This window comes from Paraferrimonas sp. SM1919 (genome assembly GCF_010993985.1).
Classification (GTDB): Bacteria; Pseudomonadota; Gammaproteobacteria; order Enterobacterales; family Shewanellaceae; genus SM1919.
On the sequence record NZ_WINH01000020.1, the window covers coordinates 43,018 to 61,413 of the forward strand.

Below are 18,396 nucleotides of genomic sequence, written 5' to 3' on the forward strand. Positions count from 1 at the left end.
AAATTCCCCTCTGACTTTGCGAAGAATTTGATTGAGGAATAGCTGTACTAGACAGGATGTCTAGCAAGGTCTGTTCGAGGCAGGACGCCGAGTCAGACCGTCTGCGTAATGACGAATGAAAAATTCTGGTTAAGCAAAGTAAGGGGCGGCTCAGGGGGTGTCGGGGGAAAAAGCTGTTGTTTTCCCCTGACGTGCCGTCGCCACCGCGACTCCCAGCTCGAACAGCAGAGCCTAACTTGAAAGAAATCCCACAGCCGTCCGCAGGACAACTACTTTACATCCACCAGCTTACTCGCCTTCCTATATTGAACCCGCCAACCGTTGAATCTTGGTAACTCCCAACGCTTAGGCCCAGCTTTGCGGGTACCAGAGGCATAATGCACCACCACGCGCTTAGCAGCAGGAAAGTATTCGACTGTTAGCTTAAGCTCTGCCAACGTCAGCGCCAATGGGTAAGTTTCCATAAACTCGGACTTTTGCCAGTCAGGTATGCCCGCAAAGGCAAAGTCATCGGCTTCTACGAGCTCAAGATCATCCATGGTTTCAATACCAAGTTCACTAATGGTATGACTTAAATGGGCTTCTAAGCTGGTGGCCGTACCCTGCTCGCCCGTCACCTTTAACCACAGGTTATAGGATGCTATGTCTTGCTGCAATTGCTCAGCGAGACCGGCATAACGCTCACCAGAGAGGATTTGTTGCAACACTAATTGCCCAGTATGCTGGCTATTGAGCTGCGCTTGACGCACCCCAATCACTCGTCCGGCATAGATGCGCTCTAACTTACCATCGGCATTGAGTTGTTCTTGCCCCAGTTCTGCTTTGCAAAGCAATTGCAGGGACACGGGTATCAAAACTGTGGCTAAGTTTAGGGTTTGCTTTACCCCACGCCCAGGAACGGAATGAATATTTAGTACGATGGCGCTAGGGTGCGTTTCTTTAGCAATTTCAAAGCGGCTATCTCGACCGATTTGTACTTCTTGGATGCCATTGGCCAGCGCTTGTTGGCGTTTTTCACGGCGTACAAAAGCCATTTGCGGATGAGCCTTTAAAAGTGCCAATATCCAACGTTCGCGCAATTGGGTATTAGTCAGCAGCTTGCTGCTGTCTTTGCTTAACTGTTTACTTAAGAGAGGAATATCGAGCGCTAACCTAAGCTGCTTAGCAAATGTGCGGGCTTCCCTTAGCACTTCGTGATTCACTTTTAAGCAATCTGGCGCCCCTTCACGCAGCAGTTTAATTTGGGTATAGGCATCACAATCAAAGTGTTGCCACTGCTGCAGCTGATCAATATCGTAGGGATCATTCGGCAATTGATATAAACGCCCGGGGGTCGACATTACTGCAATACAATCGATCATTAACTGGGTGCAATCCAAGTCCGGCATGGAACTCAGTAAATGGGCAAATATGGCATCGATCGGCAGTGGCCCTAGGCGTTTGCCGTGTTCGGTGATCTGGCCTTGGCTATCAATAGCGCTTAATGACAGTAATGCCTGTTTAGCAATTTCTAGGGTTTTCGGCTTGAGGCTATCAAGAAACTCTAAACTAGCCAGTTCAAAGCCATTATTGGCGGCGGCTAACATGGGCTCTAGGAGTTCTTGGCGCATTAATTCACTGTCTGTATGGGCATCCAGTGGAGCCGCTTGGCCCCATAATCGGTAACACACACCTGCCTGCACCCTACCCGCTCGACCTAGGCGTTGCTTGGCACTGGCCATGGAAATACGTTCCAGTGACAACACATTGCGGCCATTACGTTGTATGGTTCTGCGCTCTAAACCACTATCCACCACCGCCGTTACCCCTTCAATGGTTAAAGAGGTTTCTGCCACGTTAGTGGCAAAAATGATTCGACGCTCATTGGCTGGGCTCAGGATTTGCTGCTGGATATCAGATTCAATGCCACCATGAAGGGGAAAGCTGCTAATCCCAAAATGCTGGCAGGCCTGCTGACAGCTAGCCAGTTCTTTTTTACCGGGTAGAAATACCAAAACATCGCCTTGGGTTTCAGCTAAGGCTTGGTCTACGGCAGTCGCCACCCTTTGCTCTAGGTTATGATTGCTTGGCAGTTGTAAATCGTCTTTGGCTAAGTGTTTTAGCTCAACACTAAAGCGCTTGCCCTCACTAAATAAGTATTGGCCATCGATATAGCGGGTTAAGGCTTGGGCATTAATGGTGGCAGAAGTCAGCAGCAGTTTATGACTTTGCTTTTGCTTAAGAATGGCCAGTAATAAATCGGTATCCCAGCGGCGCTCATGAAATTCATCAATCATCACCACATCGAAATCTTGTAGGTTATTATCTGCCAACCAACTAAGGGCAACCCCAGGGGTCACAAAGGCCAGCTGAGTATTGGCAGTCACATGATTTTCAAAGCGGATGGCGTAATTAACAGCAAACGCGCTGGATTGGCTCAAATAATTGGCCAAAGCGGTCGCCGCTATACGTCTAGGCTCGACAATTAAAACTCGATAGCCTGCTGCTGCCAACCACAAGGGTAAACGCGTTGATTTACCCGAGCCTGTATCTGCCGCCACCACTAAATGATGGTTAGCAATATTGGCGATAACTTTCGATTTTAAAGGATCTATCGGAAGGCTTGGCAGAGTCATAAATTAAAACATTTACCTTTATTAAAACCCTATTGTAACGGCAACTTATCATTATGAAAAAATTACTTAGCTTATTAATTGCAATATCAGCCGTAGCAGCTTGGTATTATATTTGGACCCCTAAATGGCTACTTGAGGTATGCTACATCAGCTCTATTGCTGCTGTATCGATAGTCGCAATCGACAAGTTTTGTGCTGTTCAAAGGTGGTCGCGGCTGCCAGAGTGGCTATTTTTTATTGCAACTTTAGCTGGTGGCTGGGGAGCAATGGCATTAAGTTTTATTGTGTTCAACCACAAACATAATAAACACGCCTTCTTCTGGCCTTGGTTGGTACTGAGCATTGTATCTGCTGCGGCTATTTATGCGATTCCAAGATACCTTTAAATTACATACCCCAATAAAAAAGCAGCCAAATGGCTGCTTTTTCTGTGCCGTTAAAAACTAGTGATGGGAACACTTGCCATCTTCATGGGCATGACCATGCACTAACTCTTCAGCAGTGGCAGCACGCACTTCTAGCACTTCAATAGTGAAGGTTAAGTCCATGCCAGCTAGCGGATGATTGCCATCAACGATCACTTCGTCGTCGCTAACATCAAGGATCATCACCGATTGCTCACCGTGATCGGTATCCGCGCGGAACTGCATACCTGCTTTTACTTCCATGCCATCAAACATAGAAATCGGCACCGCTTGCATTAGCTCTTGGTTTCTTTCACCGTAGGCATCACTGCAATCGATATCAACCGTAAATTTTTCACCGGCCTCTTTGCCCATTAAAGCTTTATCTAAACCTGGTACTAGATAACCAGAGTTCATCATCACCGTTAATGGCTTATCGTGGAAAGTACTGTCTAATTGAGTACCTTCGGTAGCTACGCTGTAGTGCATGACTACTACGTCTTTTTCAGTAATTTGCATAATTGTTCTCGTACACAAGTAATGCGCTTATTGTACTACATTTCACCACGATTTAAGCGACCAAAGTAGTCTTTCGCGGCAGCTTTCACCTTAGGTGCGAGCAAGAGTGCACAAGTCATGGTCGGAATCGCCATCAGCGCATAAAAGCCATCAACAATATTTACTATTTCACTGACCGATGCCGTCGCTGCAAACAGGATAATGCCAATATACACATACAGGTAGTAACGCACTTTGCTGCGACCAAACAAAAAGGCAAAACACTGGCTGCCATAAAATGCTTGGGTAAACACGGTACTAATGCCAAAGAAAAACACACACACAATTAAGATGTACGGGCCCACTCCAGGAATAGTCTGCTCAAACGCTTTGGCTGATAGCACTACCCCTTCAGCATCACTAACTTGCCACACCCCAGAGATCAAAATAATCATCGCTGTTGCGGTACAAACAATAATGGTGTCAATAAATGGCCCTAACATCGCCACTAACCCTTCACGCACAGGTTCATTAGTCTTGGCACTACCATGAGCCATCACCTCAGTACCAATACCCGCTTCATTCGAAAAAGCAGCTCGGCGAATACCAATTAACATGGCACCTAGCACGCCACCAGCGACAGAATCTGCAGCAAACGCTTGAGTAACAATTAAACCAAAATAATAGGGAATTTGATCAGCATGGGTGATAAGAACGTATGCCGCACAGCTAACATATATCGCCACCATGGTTGGCACCACTTTAACCGCAACATTAGCAATTCGCTTAATACCGCCTAAAATAACGATGCCCACTAAGGTACAGATAAAGAAGCCCAAAGTTAGGTCTACCGCAAAGGTAGATTCACCTGCCGCTACAAAGCCAGGTTTCACGATTAAATACTCACGGATAATTTGCACAATTTGGTTGGTATTAAATAATGGTAGATTGCCAACCATACCCGCAATACAAAACAAAATGGCCAGCGGCTTCCACTTACTGCCTAAACCTTGGGTAATGATATACATAGGCCCACCTTGGGGGGTGCCGTTTTCATCCTTCTCACGGTACATGATCGCCAAGGTACCGGTGAAAAACTTAGTCGCCATCCCTAATATGGCGCTAACCCACATCCAAAATATCGCCCCAGGGCCACCTACCATAATCGCCACCGCGACCGAGCCGATATTACCCAAGCCCACTGTACCTGCCATGGCACTAGCCAATGCCCCAGCATGGGATATTTGCCCTTCAGCCTTTTTATCGTCGTATTTGCCACGAACAATATCAATGGCATGGCGCATATAACGAAAAGGCGCGAAACCAGAAAAAATGGTGAAGAACAGGCCCCCACCAACTAACAACACCAACATATGGTGTCCCCATGCAAGATCAGCAAAACTGGCTGTAATTTCTTGGAAAGACATAACACTTCTTAATTTTGGAAACTTGATACATAAACTACCTAATTATCAGTATTTTATCTAACACCTTGCTGCACAAAATATGGGCAACAGGTTCATATATGGTGCATACAAAATGCACCAAAGTTAGCATTTAAAGCATAAACAACTGATAAACAACAATAAAAATAAGTGGCATGCAACTCGCAATGTAATCAGCAGTAACTTTTTAATTATTATTTTGCGAGGAAAGCACAATGAAAAAAACTAAATTAGCAGCATTAGTAATTACTGCAGGTTCTTTATTAGCCACTCCTGTGATGGCGGAAGTCAGCCTAAATGCAGGCGTAGTATCAAATTACCTATGGCGTGGTCTTACTCAAACTAATGGCGCTGCTGCAGTTCAAGGTGGAATTGATTTTGAAAGTGATTCGGGCGTTTATGTTGGATCTTGGGCATCAAATGTAGATTTTGGTGACGGCACAAGTTATGAACTTGACTTCTACGGTGGTTATGCTGGTGAAGTTAGTGGGTTTAACTATGATTTAGGTGTTATTTACTATGCCTTTCCAGATGGTGAAGACAGTAACGCTACAGAGCTTTACCTAAGCGCTGGATATGATTTCATCAGCATGACTTATTCTAAGCAAATTCAGTCTGACTGGGATGCTAATAACGTTTCTTATTTAGAGGCAAATGCAGAATTTGAACTAACACAAAGCTTAACTTTAGGCCTACATGCCGGTAAGTGGTTAGGTAGCGACACTGATGAAGATACTGATATCAACGCAAGTTTGACCCGTTCAACGGATCAAGGTGATATCAGTTTATTAGTTTCAAAAAGTAGTGCCGTAGACTATGACGATGCCCAAGTTGTTGTTGGCTATGCTGTCGCTTTTTAATTGTAAAATAATAGATAAAAGGCAGCATTTGCTGCCTTTTTAATTGTGTTGAAGATAATCGTTTTTGGTTTTAACGTATTTCGCTGCAGCATACTTAAAAAATGATAACTCTTGTTCATTCAAACAACGAACTTGCCTTATAGGGTTACCAAGATATAAAAACCCACTTTGCAAACGCTTACCAGGAGGAACGACACTGCCAGCTCCTATCACTACTTGAGACTCAATATAAGCACCATCAAGTATAATCGCCCCCATACCAACTAAGATTTCACTTTCTAGGGTACATCCATGTAGACAGGCTTTATGTCCTATAGTGACATCATTACCTATCGTTAAAGCGAAACCATCACTATTAAAGTCACTTCGGTGGGTAACATGCAGTACGCAGCCATCCTGTACAGATGTTCTCTCACCAATGATAACTTCATTAACATCACCACGGATCACCGCCATTGGCCACACCGAGCTATCCTTATTTAAAGTAACATTACCTATCACGCAAGCCTGTGGATCAACATAAACCTCTGGCGCTATGTTTGGCTTATTGCCTTGATAAGCACGAATAGAATGATTAACTAAGCCCATGCTTCTTCCCTTAATGAAGTTAATTATTGAAAAGTCAGTATAATAAGCTTGTTAAAAAATCTCATCGATGAAAGTCAAAAGGCAAAATTAAAAATGGTAGAAATCATTATTGGCAGCACATTAGGCAATGCCGAATTCATAGCTGAAGAGCTTGCAGCGTTACTTGAAGAAAATCAGATCCCGAATCGACTTCATTTCGATCCCAACTTGGATAACTTGAATAAGCAATGTCAGTGGTTGTTAGTTTGTTCTACTCATGGTGCTGGAGAGCTACCAGAGAACATTCGCCCCTTTTATCAGCAATTGCAATGCTTAGAAGACAAGCTATCTGATGTGAAATTCGCCATTTGCGCTATCGGCGACAAAAATTATGATACTTTTTGCGAAGCAGGAAAAACCCTCGAAGATCAACTTATACAAGCCTGTGCAAAACCTATTGTGAATAAGATCGAATTAGATATGAGTGCAGATCTCATCGTAGAAGATCAAGCTCTACAATGGCTTGGCAATCACATAGACTCTTTTAAATCTTGATAAAAAATAAGTTATTAACAGATTACCGATATTTACCCACATAAGTATCGGTAATTTTATAACTCTGGGGATAACTTATGATCAAGCTTGGATCTACCTAGGGATAGATCTAAAACGGGATCCAACAAGATCTGCCCCTGTGTATAAGATCGCGACTTACCCCCAAGAAGATCCATATCTTTGTAATGCTTGATCACAGCTTTAAAGTCAACTTAAACCAATGATAAATAAGGTAAAAACACCCATAACAAGAGTTATCCAGATCCTTAATAGTAACAAATATAAAGAATATATATAAAGATCATATGATCTTATTAATTGATCTCTTTGATCACTTTACTTTGCAAAATTCGATTTATTCGATCTGCGTAATGTAACTGCTACTAAACTAGTGTTAGAATACCGCTCTTTTTTAATAACGGGTTTAATCGATGCATTTTCACGAGTCTTTTGATGTCATCATTATTGGTGGTGGCCATGCTGGTACAGAAGCTGCGCTTGCCGCTGCACGAATGAATTGTAAAACATTATTATTGACTCATAATGTTGATACTCTAGGTCAAATGTCTTGTAACCCCGCTATTGGGGGAATTGGTAAAGGTCATTTGGTAAAAGAAATTGACGCTTTAGGCGGTGCCATGGCTACCGCTATTGATCATGGCGGTATTCAATTTAGGACCTTAAATTCATCGAAAGGACCAGCCGTTAGAGCGACCCGTGCTCAAGCTGATCGTGCTTTATACAAGCAAGCGATTCAAAATATTCTGCAAGCCCAGCCTAATTTGCGTATTTTCCAACAGGCAGTAGAAGACTTAGTTGTTGAAAACAATAAAGTTGTTGGTGTTGTAACTCAGATGAATTTAGCCTTTGCCGCTAAGACTGTGGTATTAACCGCCGGTACTTTCCTAGGTGGTCAGATCCATATCGGTATGGAAAACTACAAGGGTGGCCGTGCTGGTGATCCGCCATCAATAGCATTAGCCGACCGTTTACGTGAATTACCTTTGCGTGTTGGCCGTTTAAAAACAGGCACTCCAGCAAGACTAGATCGCAACACCATTAACTTTGATGTGATGCAAGTACAACATGGTGATGATGTTACTCCGGTATTCTCATTTATTGGTAACCGGGAACAACATCCTCAGCAGATCCCTTGTTATATCACCCATACAAACGAGCAAACCCATGAGATCATTCGTGGTGGATTAGATCGTAGTCCTATGTATTCAGGGGTTATTGAAGGTATTGGCCCTCGCTACTGTCCTTCTATTGAAGACAAAATCATGCGTTTTGCTGATAAAACATCACACCAAATTTTCGTTGAACCAGAAGGTTTGAATACTAATGAGATATACCCTAATGGTATTTCTACGAGCTTACCTTTTGATGTACAAATTAACCTAGTACGCTCGATCAAAGGTTTTGAAAACGCTGAGATCATCCGCCCTGGTTATGCCATTGAGTACGATTATTTTGATCCTCGCGATCTTAAATCATCACTAGAAACCAAAGTGATTGATGGTTTATTTTTTGCGGGTCAAATCAACGGTACCACCGGCTATGAAGAAGCGGCTGCACAAGGGTTGTTAGCTGGCTTAAACGCGGCCTTACAAGTTCAGGAAAAAGAAGCTTGGTCTCCACGTCGTGATCAAGCCTACCTTGGTGTGCTGGTTGATGACTTATCAACGTTAGGTACCAAAGAACCATACCGAATGTTTACCAGCCGTGCCGAATACCGTCTGCTATTACGCGAAGACAATGCTGATTTACGTTTAACTGCGGAAGGCCGTGAGTTAGGCTTGGTGGATGATCACCGCTGGCAAAAGTTTAATGAAAAACAAGAAGCCATTGAACAAGAGCTACAACGCTTACGTTCTCAGCGGATTCATCCAAATCACGAATCGGTTGCGGTATTAAACCCACACCTAAAAACACCGATCAATCGTGAAGCGACTTTTGAGGAATTACTCCGTCGACCAGATTTAGATTATCAAAAGTTGATGTCTATTGATGGTTTTGGTCCAGCCATTAGCGATGAAAAAGCTGCTGAGCAAGTTGAAATACAAATCAAATATGCTGGCTATATTCAACGACAAAAAGATGAAATTGAAAAAGCCATTAAAAACGAAACTACCGGTTTACCACTGGATCTTGATTATGCTGAAGTACCTGGCTTATCAAATGAAGTTATTGCCAAACTTAATGAGCATAAACCAGAAAATATCGGCCAAGCATCAAGAATTTCAGGTATCACTCCTGCGGCTGTTTCGGTATTATTGGTCCACTTGAAGAAGCGCGGCTTATTAAAAAAAGTGAGTTAAAAAACAATGTTGTTTAACTCATAAATTGAAGAGCTTGCAGTAAAATGCAGGCTCTTTTGGTTTAATAAACCTTTTCATCCCCCAATTGTGGGGTCATAATATCCTTTTGTGCAGTGATCAGGTGGCTAAAGTGCTACAACAATATTTGAGTGACTTGCTTAAACAAACTGACTTAATCGTGACAAATGAGCAGCAGCAAAAGTTAATTGCTTTTGTCGAGCTCTTGCATAAATGGAATAAGGCCTATAACTTAACCTCTATTAGGGATCCAAAACAAATGCTAGTTCGCCATGTCATGGACAGCATTTGTGTTTCTCCGCATTTACAAGGACATCGATTCATTGATGTTGGCACTGGCCCAGGTTTACCTGGGATCCCTTTGGCAATTATTAACCCAGATAAAGAGTTTGTGTTACTCGATAGCCTGGGTAAGCGTACCCGTTTCCAAAAACAGGTAAAATTTGAACTTGGTTTACAAAACATTGAAAGTGTAAACTCAAGAGTTGAAGATTATCATGACGAAGTTGGTTTTGATGGGGTATTAAGTCGGGCTTTCGCATCTATGTCTGATATGTTGCAATGGTGTCATCATTTGCCTAAGGAAACAGGTCAATTTGTCGCCTTAAAAGCAAATATTGAACAATCTGAACTTGAGCAAATACCTCAGCAATTTGCTGTTCAGCAAATCATAGAACTCACTGTTCCTGAGCTTAATGAGCCTAGGCATGTGGTAAAAATAAAATAGATAGTTAGGAAACGGTTTTGGGAAAAGTTATTGCGGTTGCAAACCAAAAAGGCGGTGTAGGAAAAACCACCACAAGTGTCAACTTAGCTGCTTCACTTGCTGCCACTAAGCGAAAAGTACTTCTTATCGATCTTGATCCTCAAGGTAATGCTACCATGGGGAGCGGCGTCGATAAGTACGATGTTGAACATACCGTATATGATTTCCTAGTTGATGAGCGCCCAGCAGAAGAAGTGATAATCAAAGATACTGTTGGTAAGTACGATTTAATCGCTGCCAATAGTGATGTCACAGCCGCTGAAATTAAATTGATGGAAGTGTTCGCTAGGGAAGTTCGTCTGCGTAATGGTTTAGCGCCAGTTCGTGATTACTATGATTATATCTTTATCGATTGCCCTCCTTCGCTTAATCTATTAACCATTAATGCCATGTCTGCCGCTGACTCGATCATTGTACCAATGCAATGTGAATATTATGCGTTAGAAGGTATTACGGCATTGGTCGATACCATCAGTAAACTGGCTTCAGTGGTTAATCCAGATCTAAAAATTGAAGGGATCCTCAGAACCATGTTCGATCCTCGAAACCGTTTAGCTAATGATGTTTCAGACCAATTAAAGCAGCACTTTGGCGATAAAGTATATCGTACCGTGATACCAAGAAATGTGCGCTTAGCTGAAGCCCCCAGTTTTGGAGCGCCGGCAATGTATTACGACAAAACAAGTTCAGGTGCCAAAGCCTATTTAGCATTAGCAGGTGAAATAATTCGCCGCAGCGAGCAACAAAAAAAACAATTAGAAACCGCTTAGGATAGTAAGAGAGAAAACTATGTCACCACAAAAAAGAGGGTTAGGAAAAGGATTAGACGCCCTTTTTAGTAACAGTCAGGTTGCTGCATCAACAGAATCAAATCATCAATCAACAGGTAATCAATCAGGCTTAGCCATTAAGCCAATTGAAAGCCTTGTACCTGGCAAGTATCAACCCCGTCGTGACATGGCCAGTGAGCCTCTAGAAGAGTTAGCTGAATCAATCAAAAAACAGGGGCTGTTGCAGCCTTTAGTTATTCGCCCTATTAGCAATGGTAAATTTGAAATTATTGCTGGTGAGCGTCGCTGGAGAGCCTCTCAATTAGCGGGCTTACATGACGTGCCTTGTATCATCAAAGATGTGGATGATGAAGCGGCTATCGCGATTGCTTTGATCGAAAATATTCAACGTGAAGACTTGAATGCCATCGAAGAAGCCGTTGCGCTGCAACGACTTTTAGATGAGTTTGGTATGACTCACCAACAAGTCGCCGAGGCCGTGGGTAAGTCTCGTTCAACAGTGAGTAACTTACTTAGGCTTAATGGCTTATGTAAAGATGTGAAGTTAATGATGGAACATGGCGATATTGAAATGGGCCATGGTAGAGCAATTTTATCACTTGATGAGCAACAACAATTAGAAGCTGCGCAAATGGTGATTGCCAAAGACTTAACGGTGCGTGAAACAGAGAAGCTGGTTCAAAATCTTCAAAACCCACCACAAAAAGCAGAGCCGCAGGCACTCGATCCAGATGTCGAAAAGCTTCAACTTAAATTGGCTGAAACACTTGGTACCAGTGTCGCAATCAAGCATTCCGCCAAGGGTAAAGGTAAGCTGGTAATCGATTATCATGATTTGATTCATTTAGATGGTATCCTGAACAAAATTTCCTCATAACACTCTAATATACTTCTCAAATTCTTATTTTAGGCTGTGTGACCTAACTCACAGCCTTGATGTAGAACAATTCACCAAAATAAGCGTCTTTTTAGGGGTAGTATCTGTTGCAATAGTACCCTGAAAAGGTATACTTGCGGCTGTCTTTGACTCTGCTCTCATTTTCTGTAAAAAGTACAATAGGGGGCAGTTTTATCAGAGTCCGGAGAATACTCGTGCGAAATGCTTTAGCTTTAAAAGGAAAAAAATCAGCTTACCAGTTGGTATTCTTCCAATTTATATCTGTTTTGCTTTGTTCGAGCATTTTCTTCGTAAGCTTGGGAGTTGACGCTTTGATTTCTTCTTTTTTAGGTGGAATGATTGCGGTGCTGCCAAATTTGGTCTTCGCAACCTTTGCTTTTGCCCATTCAGGGGCGAGTAAAGCCGATAAAGTGGTTAAGTCGTTTTATCGAGGGGAAGCGTTGAAGCTGGTGACAACCGTGCTGCTGTTTTCGTTGGTGTTTGCTAACGTCAAGGTTGGTTTTATGCCAACGTTCGTATGTTACACACTGGCGCTAATTGTGCATTGGATTGCACCGGTTTTTTTCAAGAAAAAGTAAGTGGGATGAATCATGGCTGCAAATGGTGAAGCATTGACACCGCAGGGCTATATCCAGCACCACCTTACCAACCTAACGGCTGGTGAAGGGTTCTGGTCATGGCATATTGATTCATTGTTCTTTTCGGTTGCTCTTGGCGTACTGTTTTTGGGTTTATTCCGCTCAGTAGCTAAGAAGGCGACAACCGGCGTTCCTGGCAAACTTCAATGTTTTGTCGAAATGATCGTCGAGTTTGTTGACCAAAGCGTGAAAGAGTCTTTCCACGGTAAAAACAAAGTAATTGCTCCTTTAGCTCTTACTATTTTCGTATGGGTGTTCTTAATGAACCTTATGGACCTTGTTCCTGTAGACTGGCTTCCTGAGCTAGCGTTGGCAGCAGGTGTCCCATATCTGAAAGTAGTGCCGAGCACTGACTTGAACATTACCCTAAGCTTAGCTTTAGGTGTGTTCGCGCTGATTATTTATTACAGCATTAAAGTTAAGGGCATTGGTGGTTTTACTAAGGAATTGACCCTGAATCCTTTCAATCATTGGGCAATGATTCCTGTTAACTTCATCTTAGAGTCGGTTACCTTAATCGCTAAGCCAATTTCATTGGCGCTGCGTTTATTCGGTAACATGTACGCGGGTGAGTTGATCTTTATTCTTATTGCGTTGATGTACAGTGCCAACTGGATGATTGCTTCTCTAGGTGTAACCCTACACTTAGGTTGGGCTATTTTCCATATTTTAGTTGTTACTTTACAGGCGTTTATCTTCATGATGCTGACGATTGTTTACCTCAGCATGGCACATGAAGATCACTAAGAATTGCTAGAAGCATTTTTTTTTAATTGTTTTAAACATAATTACTAACAATAAAGTTAGAAACTGGAGATTCTGATGGAAACTGTACTAGGTTTTACGGCTATCGCTGTTGCACTTCTAATTGGTATGGGTGCACTAGGTACTGCTATTGGTTTTGGTCTACTAGGTGGTAAGTTCCTAGAAGGTGCTGCTCGTCAACCTGAGATGGCACCAATGCTACAAGTTAAAATGTTCATCGTAGCGGGTCTACTTGACGCCGTAACTATGATCGGTGTTGGTATTGCTTTATACATGCTGTTCACCAACCCTCTAGGTGCGATGCTATAAGAAGCCTCTGTCTTAACTCTAACTAGGAGGCAGTTGTGAATATCAACGCTACCTTAATTGGTCAGACAATCGCTTTTATTCTTTTTGTTTGGTTCTGCATGAAGCATGTATGGCCACCTCTAATGGCTGCTATTGAAGAGCGCCAGAAGAAAATTGCTGATGGTCTGGCGGATGCTGACCGTGCTGAGCAAGATTTAAAACTTGCACAACAGGAAGCAACCAACAAGCTTAAAGAAGCAAAAGCACAAGCCAGCGACATTATTGAGCAAGCTAATAAGCGTAAAGCTCAAGTCGTTGAAGAAGCTAAAGCGGAAGCTGAAGCTGAGCGCGCTAAAATTATCGCGCAAGGCCAAGCAGAAATTGAAGCTGAACGTAACCGCGTGAAAGAAGAACTGCGTAAGCAGGTAGGCGCTCTAGTTATTACTGGTGCTGAACGTATCTTAGAACGCTCGATTGACGAAGCTGCTCAGAACGACATTGTTGAGAAACTTGTCTCTGAAATTTAATAAGGACTAAGCCATGGCTGAAATGAGTACTGTAGCTCGTCCTTATGCAAAGGCAGCTTTTGATATTGCTGTAGAAGCGCAAGCCGTTGAAAAATGGCAGGAAATGTTAGAGTTCGCATCTCTGGTTGCTCAAAATGAGTCAATCAGTGAACTTCTAAATGGTGCTTTAGCTGCAGATAAATTGGCTGAAATTTTCAATCAAGTCTGTGGTGAGCAAGTCAACGAGCAAGGCCAAAACCTTATTAAGGTGATGGCTGAAAATGGACGTTTATCAGTGTTACCTGAAGTTGCGGCACTTTATGCCGGTCTTCGTAACGAGTGGGCTCAAGAAATTGAAGCTGAAGTAATTTCAGCAGTCTCACTAACTGAAGCACAGCAAGCAAGTATTGCTGGCGCATTAGAAAAACGTCTATCACGCAAAGTTAAGCTGAATTGCAGTGTTAACGCCGATTTAATTGCTGGTTTCATCGTTAAAGCAGATGATTTAGTAATTGATGGCTCAGCTCGCGGTAAGATTGACCGCCTAGCTGATACACTGCAGTCGTAAACGGGGATTAGAGCATGCAACTGAATTCCACAGAAATCAGCGATCTGATTAAACAGCGAATTGAGCAGTTTAATGTTGTTAGTGAAGCTCGCAACGAAGGTACTATCGTTGGGGTAAGCGACGGCATTATCCGCATCCACGGCATGGCTGACGCTATGCAAGGTGAGATGATTGAACTGCCAGGTAATCGCTACGCTATCGCACTTAACCTAGAGCGCGACTCTGTAGGTGCGGTAGTTATGGGTCCTTACGCCGATCTGGCTGAGGGCATGAAGGTTAAAACTACTGGTCGTATTCTTGAAGTACCTGTAGGTCGTGGTCTACTAGGTCGTGTGGTAAACACCCTAGGTCAACCAATCGACGGTAAAGGCGCTTTAGATAACGATGGCTTCTCGCCAATCGAAGTGATTGCACCAGGCGTAATTGACCGTAAGTCTGTAGACCAACCAGTACAAACTGGTTATAAGTCTGTTGACTCAATGATTCCAATCGGCCGTGGCCAGCGTGAGCTGATCATTGGTGACCGTCAGACTGGTAAAACAGCGATGGCGATCGATGCGATCATTAACCAGAAAGATTCTGGCATTAAGTGTGTATACGTAGCAATTGGTCAGAAAGCTTCTACCATCGCTAACGTTGTACGTAAGCTAGAAGAGCACGGTGCCCTAGAAAATACTATTGTTGTTGTAGCAACTGCGTCTGACGCTGCTGCACTTCAGTACCTAGCACCATACTCTGGTTGTACTATGGGTGAATACTTCCGTGACCGCGGTGAAGATGCACTGATCGTATACGATGACCTGTCTAAGCAGGCTGTTGCTTACCGTCAAATTTCACTACTGCTTCGTCGTCCACCAGGTCGTGAAGCATTCCCAGGTGATGTTTTCTACTTACACTCACGCCTACTAGAGCGTGCGGCTCGTGTAAACGAGAACTACGTAGAGAAATTCACTAACGGCGAAGTAAAAGGTAAGACTGGTTCTTTAACTGCTCTACCAATTATTGAAACCCAAGCGGGTGACGTTTCGGCGTTCGTACCAACTAACGTAATTTCTATTACTGATGGTCAGATTTTCCTTGAGACCAACCTATTTAACTCAGGCCTACGTCCTGCTGTTAACCCAGGTATTTCGGTATCTCGTGTTGGTGGTGCTGCGCAAACTAAGATCATCAAGAAGCTTTCTGGTGGTATCCGTAACGCTCTAGCACAGTACCGTGAACTTGCTGCATTCTCGCAGTTCGCTTCTGACCTAGATGATGCTACTCGTGCACAGCTTGAGCACGGTGAGCGCGTTACTGAGCTGATGAAGCAAGCACAGTACGCTCCTATGAGTGTAGCTGAGCAAGCTGCAGTAATTTTTTCTGCAGAAAAAGGTTACTTGAAATCAGTTGAACTGAACAAGATCCTTAGCTTCGAAGCCTCTCTGCTTTCATACATGCACAGCGAGCAAGCTGAGCTGATGAGTACTATGAATACCGGCGCGTATAACGACGATATTCAAGCTCAGCTAAAAGCTGCTCTAGATAAGTTTGTAGAAACGCAAACTTGGTAGAAGTGATTGAGGTGGTAACACCTCAATCCTTATATGGAGAGTAGAGATGGCCGGCACTAAAGAGATTAAAACTAAGATCGGGAGTGTTCAAAACACTCGTAAGATCACGTCTGCTATGGAAATGGTTGCTGCATCTAAGATGCGTCGTGCGCAAGAGCGTATGGCTGCTAGCCGTCCTTATGCTGACAATATTCGCAAGGTGATTGGTCACTTAGCCAACGGCTCACTGGAATACAAGCATCCTTATCTTGTAGACCGTGAGGTTAATCGTGTTGGTTACATTGTTGTTTCAACTGACCGTGGCCTATGTGGTGGTCTTAACGTGAACCTTTTCAAAAAGGTGGTTAAAGACGTTCAGAACTGGAAGTCGCAAGGTGTTGAAGTAGAATTTGCTTCAATTGGTAACCGTGCGGCGATGTTCTTTGAAAGCTTTGGCGGTAACGTTAAAGCTCACGTAGGTGGTTTAGGTGACGCACCCTCTTTAGCTGATCTTATCGGTTCAGTTAAAGTGATGTTAGAAGCGTTTAATGAAGGTCGTTTGGACCGTCTATACGTAGTTAATAACAAGTTTATTAACTCTATGGCACAAGAGCCAACGATCGAACAGTTGCTACCGCTGCCTAAGTCAGAAGATGATGAGCTTAGCCATCACTGGGACTACATTTACGAACCAGATCCTCAAGTACTGCTTGAGCAACTTCTTGTTCGTTATGTTGAGTCTCAAGTGTACCAAGGTGTTGTAGAAAATGTTGCCTGTGAAATGGCAGCACGTATGGTTGCGATGAAAGCTGCAACCGACAACGCTGGTGAGCTAATTAAAGACTTAGAATTGGTATATAACAAAGCCCGTCAGGCTGCGATTACGCAAGAGCTGTCGGAAATTGTAAGTGGTGCCTCCGCAGTTTAGGCTGGCAACATATAAAGGTTTAGAGGATAAATCATGAGCACAGGTATTGTAGTCTCAGTAATTGGCGCGGTTGTGGACGTAGAGTTTCCACAAAACGCCGTACCTCAAGTATATGACGCTCTGAAAGTTGTAACTGAAGGCACTAGCCAAGGTCTAGTGATGGAAGTTCAGCAGCAGCTTGGCGGTGGTGTAGTTCGTGGTATCGCCATGGGCTCTACTGACGGCATGCGTCGTGGCTTAGAGGTAGAAAACACAGGTTCACCAATTCAAGTACCAGTTGGTAAGGCGACTCTTGGTCGTATTATGAACGTACTTGGCGAACCAGTAGATGAAGCGGGCCCTATCGGTGAAGAAGAGCGTTACGTGATTCACCGTGATGCACCTTCATACGAAGATCAATCTAACGTTACTGAACTTTTAGAGACTGGTGTTAAGGTTATTGACCTTATCTGTCCATTCGCTAAAGGTGGTAAAATTGGTCTATTCGGTGGTGCGGGTGTAGGTAAGACCGTTAACATGATGGAACTTATCAACAACATCGCTAAGCAACACTCTGGTCTATCAGTATTTGCTGGTGTTGGTGAGCGTACTCGTGAAGGTAACGACTTCTACTACGAGATGGAAGAAGCTGGCGTACTTGACAAAGTAGCGATGGTTTACGGTCAGATGAACGAGCCACCAGGTAACCGTCTACGTGTTGCTCTTACTGGTCTAACTATGGCTGAGAAGTTCCGTGATGAAGGTAAAGACGTACTACTATTCGTAGACAACATTTACCGTTACACGCTTGCAGGTACTGAAGTATCAGCACTTCTAGGTCGTATGCCATCAGCGGTAGGTTATCAGCCAACTCTTGCAGAAGAGATGGGTGTTCTACAGGAGCGTATTACTTCTACTAAGACTGGTTCGATTACATCGATCCAGGCGGTATACGTACCAGCGGATGACTACACTGATCCATCTCCAGCAACAACGTTTGCTCACTTAGATGCGACAGTAGCACTTAACCGTAACATTGCAGCTATGGGTCTTTACCCTGCAATTGACCCACTAGATTCTACCTCTCGTCAGTTAGATCCACTAGTTGTTGGTCAAGAGCACTATGACATTGCACAGGGCGTTCAACGTACTCTACAACGTTATAAAGAGCTTAAAGACATCATTGCGATTCTAGGTATGGACGAGCTTTCTGATGAAGATAAGCAAGTTGTATCTCGTGCACGTAAGATTGAGCGTTTCCTAACTCAACCTTACCACGTAGCTGAAGTATTCACTGGTGACCCAGGGGTAGCAGTACCTCTTAAAGAAACCCTACGTGGCTTCAAAGGTCTACTAGATGGTGAATTCGATCACGTTCCAGAGCAGGCATTCCTGTACTGTGGTGGTATCGACGAAGCTCTAGAGAACGCGAAGAAGATCCAAGGCTAATTAGG

General features: G+C 43.5%; 19 protein-coding genes. 15 read left to right on the plus strand and 4 right to left on the minus strand.

Features of this window, described 5'->3' with window-relative positions:
* Positions 1-269: 269 nt before the first annotated feature.
* Positions 270-2,615, minus strand: coding sequence for a helicase-related protein (locus GFB48_RS12820; protein ID WP_163936350.1), 2,346 nt, complete (start codon positions 2,613-2,615; stop codon positions 270-272).
* Positions 2,616-2,668: 53 nt separating this feature from the next.
* Here GFB48_RS12820 and GFB48_RS12825 point away from each other — a divergent pair, with 53 nt between their 5' ends.
* Positions 2,669-3,001, plus strand: coding sequence for a DUF1294 domain-containing protein (locus tag GFB48_RS12825; RefSeq protein ID WP_163936353.1), 333 nt, complete (start codon positions 2,669-2,671; stop codon positions 2,999-3,001).
* Positions 3,002-3,058: 57 nt separating this feature from the next.
* On the opposite strand, the gene GFB48_RS12830 is transcribed toward GFB48_RS12825, so the two are convergent.
* A complete protein-coding gene (locus GFB48_RS12830; protein WP_163936355.1) occupies positions 3,059-3,538 on the minus strand; it encodes a peptidylprolyl isomerase in 480 nt (159 codons plus the stop codon).
* A 35-nt stretch (positions 3,539-3,573) separates the two neighbouring features.
* Positions 3,574-4,944, minus strand: a complete 1,371-nt coding sequence (locus GFB48_RS12835; RefSeq protein ID WP_163936358.1) for a sodium:alanine symporter family protein — start codon at positions 4,942-4,944, stop codon at positions 3,574-3,576.
* A gap of 233 nt (positions 4,945-5,177) precedes the next feature.
* Between GFB48_RS12835 and GFB48_RS12840 the strand changes: the two genes are divergently transcribed.
* A complete protein-coding gene (locus GFB48_RS12840; protein WP_163936362.1) occupies positions 5,178-5,822 on the plus strand; it encodes a TorF family putative porin in 645 nt (214 codons plus the stop codon).
* Between the two features lie 39 nt (positions 5,823-5,861).
* Here GFB48_RS12840 and GFB48_RS12845 read toward each other — a convergent pair whose 3' ends face one another.
* Entirely contained in the window at positions 5,862-6,410 is a 549-nt protein-coding gene (locus GFB48_RS12845) for a gamma carbonic anhydrase family protein (protein WP_163936364.1), read from the minus strand.
* A gap of 93 nt (positions 6,411-6,503) precedes the next feature.
* Between GFB48_RS12845 and mioC the strand changes: the two genes are divergently transcribed.
* From mioC to atpD, 13 genes are all read left to right on the plus strand, one after another.
* Positions 6,504-6,944 (plus strand): FMN-binding protein MioC, encoded by a 441-nt coding sequence (gene mioC, locus GFB48_RS12850; RefSeq protein ID WP_163936368.1) that lies wholly within the window; start codon positions 6,504-6,506, stop codon positions 6,942-6,944.
* Positions 6,945-7,375: 431 nt separating this feature from the next.
* A complete protein-coding gene (gene mnmG, locus GFB48_RS12855; protein WP_163936371.1) occupies positions 7,376-9,265 on the plus strand; it encodes a tRNA uridine-5-carboxymethylaminomethyl(34) synthesis enzyme MnmG in 1,890 nt (629 codons plus the stop codon).
* 130 nt (positions 9,266-9,395) lie between these two features.
* Positions 9,396-10,010 (plus strand): 16S rRNA (guanine(527)-N(7))-methyltransferase RsmG, encoded by a 615-nt coding sequence (gene rsmG, locus GFB48_RS12860; protein WP_163936374.1) that lies wholly within the window; start codon positions 9,396-9,398, stop codon positions 10,008-10,010.
* Between the two features lie 17 nt (positions 10,011-10,027).
* Complete coding sequence (locus GFB48_RS12865) at positions 10,028-10,819, plus strand: ParA family protein (protein ID WP_163936376.1); 792 nt, start codon at positions 10,028-10,030, stop codon at positions 10,817-10,819.
* 19 nt (positions 10,820-10,838) lie between these two features.
* Positions 10,839-11,717, plus strand: coding sequence for a ParB/RepB/Spo0J family partition protein (locus tag GFB48_RS12870; protein WP_163936379.1), 879 nt, complete (start codon positions 10,839-10,841; stop codon positions 11,715-11,717).
* Between the two features lie 215 nt (positions 11,718-11,932).
* The gene (locus tag GFB48_RS12875) at positions 11,933-12,316 is read left to right on the plus strand and encodes an ATP synthase subunit I (protein ID WP_163936382.1); all 384 of its coding nucleotides are present in this window, start codon (positions 11,933-11,935) and stop codon (positions 12,314-12,316) included.
* 12 nt (positions 12,317-12,328) lie between these two features.
* Positions 12,329-13,123 (plus strand): F0F1 ATP synthase subunit A, encoded by a 795-nt coding sequence (gene atpB, locus GFB48_RS12880; RefSeq protein ID WP_163936385.1) that lies wholly within the window; start codon positions 12,329-12,331, stop codon positions 13,121-13,123.
* A gap of 75 nt (positions 13,124-13,198) precedes the next feature.
* Positions 13,199-13,450 (plus strand): F0F1 ATP synthase subunit C, encoded by a 252-nt coding sequence (gene atpE, locus GFB48_RS12885; protein ID WP_095499564.1) that lies wholly within the window; start codon positions 13,199-13,201, stop codon positions 13,448-13,450.
* A 35-nt stretch (positions 13,451-13,485) separates the two neighbouring features.
* A complete protein-coding gene (atpF, locus tag GFB48_RS12890; RefSeq protein WP_163936388.1) occupies positions 13,486-13,956 on the plus strand; it encodes a F0F1 ATP synthase subunit B in 471 nt (156 codons plus the stop codon).
* A 13-nt stretch (positions 13,957-13,969) separates the two neighbouring features.
* Positions 13,970-14,503 carry a F0F1 ATP synthase subunit delta gene (gene atpH, locus GFB48_RS12895; RefSeq protein WP_163936392.1) on the plus strand — a complete coding sequence of 178 codons (534 nt, stop codon included), beginning with the start codon at positions 13,970-13,972 and terminating at the stop codon, positions 14,501-14,503.
* 14 nt (positions 14,504-14,517) lie between these two features.
* Positions 14,518-16,056: a F0F1 ATP synthase subunit alpha gene (atpA, locus tag GFB48_RS12900; RefSeq protein WP_163936395.1), complete on the plus strand. Its 1,539-nt coding sequence runs from the start codon at positions 14,518-14,520 to the stop codon at positions 16,054-16,056.
* A 46-nt stretch (positions 16,057-16,102) separates the two neighbouring features.
* Positions 16,103-16,963 carry a F0F1 ATP synthase subunit gamma gene (atpG, locus tag GFB48_RS12905; RefSeq protein WP_163936398.1) on the plus strand — a complete coding sequence of 287 codons (861 nt, stop codon included), beginning with the start codon at positions 16,103-16,105 and terminating at the stop codon, positions 16,961-16,963.
* A gap of 33 nt (positions 16,964-16,996) precedes the next feature.
* A complete protein-coding gene (gene atpD / locus GFB48_RS12910) occupies positions 16,997-18,391 on the plus strand; it encodes a F0F1 ATP synthase subunit beta (RefSeq protein WP_163936401.1) in 1,395 nt (464 codons plus the stop codon).
* Positions 18,392-18,396: the final 5 nt, after the last annotated feature.

Coding starts and splice junctions, on each gene's coding strand:
- GFB48_RS12835 (WP_163936358.1), bottom strand. CDS start 4,944: ATGTCTTTCCAAGAAATTACAGCCAGTTTTGCTGATCTTGCATGGGGA.
- atpG (WP_163936398.1), top strand. CDS start 16,103: ATGGCCGGCACTAAAGAGATTAAAACTAAGATCGGGAGTGTTCAAAAC.
- mnmG (WP_163936371.1), top strand. CDS start 7,376: ATGCATTTTCACGAGTCTTTTGATGTCATCATTATTGGTGGTGGCCAT.
- atpD (WP_163936401.1), top strand. CDS start 16,997: ATGAGCACAGGTATTGTAGTCTCAGTAATTGGCGCGGTTGTGGACGTA.
- atpH (WP_163936392.1), top strand. CDS start 13,970: ATGGCTGAAATGAGTACTGTAGCTCGTCCTTATGCAAAGGCAGCTTTT.
- GFB48_RS12830 (WP_163936355.1), bottom strand. CDS start 3,538: ATGCAAATTACTGAAAAAGACGTAGTAGTCATGCACTACAGCGTAGCT.
- mioC (WP_163936368.1), top strand. CDS start 6,504: ATGGTAGAAATCATTATTGGCAGCACATTAGGCAATGCCGAATTCATA.
- GFB48_RS12845 (WP_163936364.1), bottom strand. CDS start 6,410: ATGGGCTTAGTTAATCATTCTATTCGTGCTTATCAAGGCAATAAGCCA.
- GFB48_RS12870 (WP_163936379.1), top strand. CDS start 10,839: ATGTCACCACAAAAAAGAGGGTTAGGAAAAGGATTAGACGCCCTTTTT.
- GFB48_RS12825 (WP_163936353.1), top strand. CDS start 2,669: ATGAAAAAATTACTTAGCTTATTAATTGCAATATCAGCCGTAGCAGCT.
- atpB (WP_163936385.1), top strand. CDS start 12,329: ATGGCTGCAAATGGTGAAGCATTGACACCGCAGGGCTATATCCAGCAC.
- GFB48_RS12840 (WP_163936362.1), top strand. CDS start 5,178: ATGAAAAAAACTAAATTAGCAGCATTAGTAATTACTGCAGGTTCTTTA.
- atpE (WP_095499564.1), top strand. CDS start 13,199: ATGGAAACTGTACTAGGTTTTACGGCTATCGCTGTTGCACTTCTAATT.
- atpA (WP_163936395.1), top strand. CDS start 14,518: ATGCAACTGAATTCCACAGAAATCAGCGATCTGATTAAACAGCGAATT.
- GFB48_RS12820 (WP_163936350.1), bottom strand. CDS start 2,615: ATGACTCTGCCAAGCCTTCCGATAGATCCTTTAAAATCGAAAGTTATC.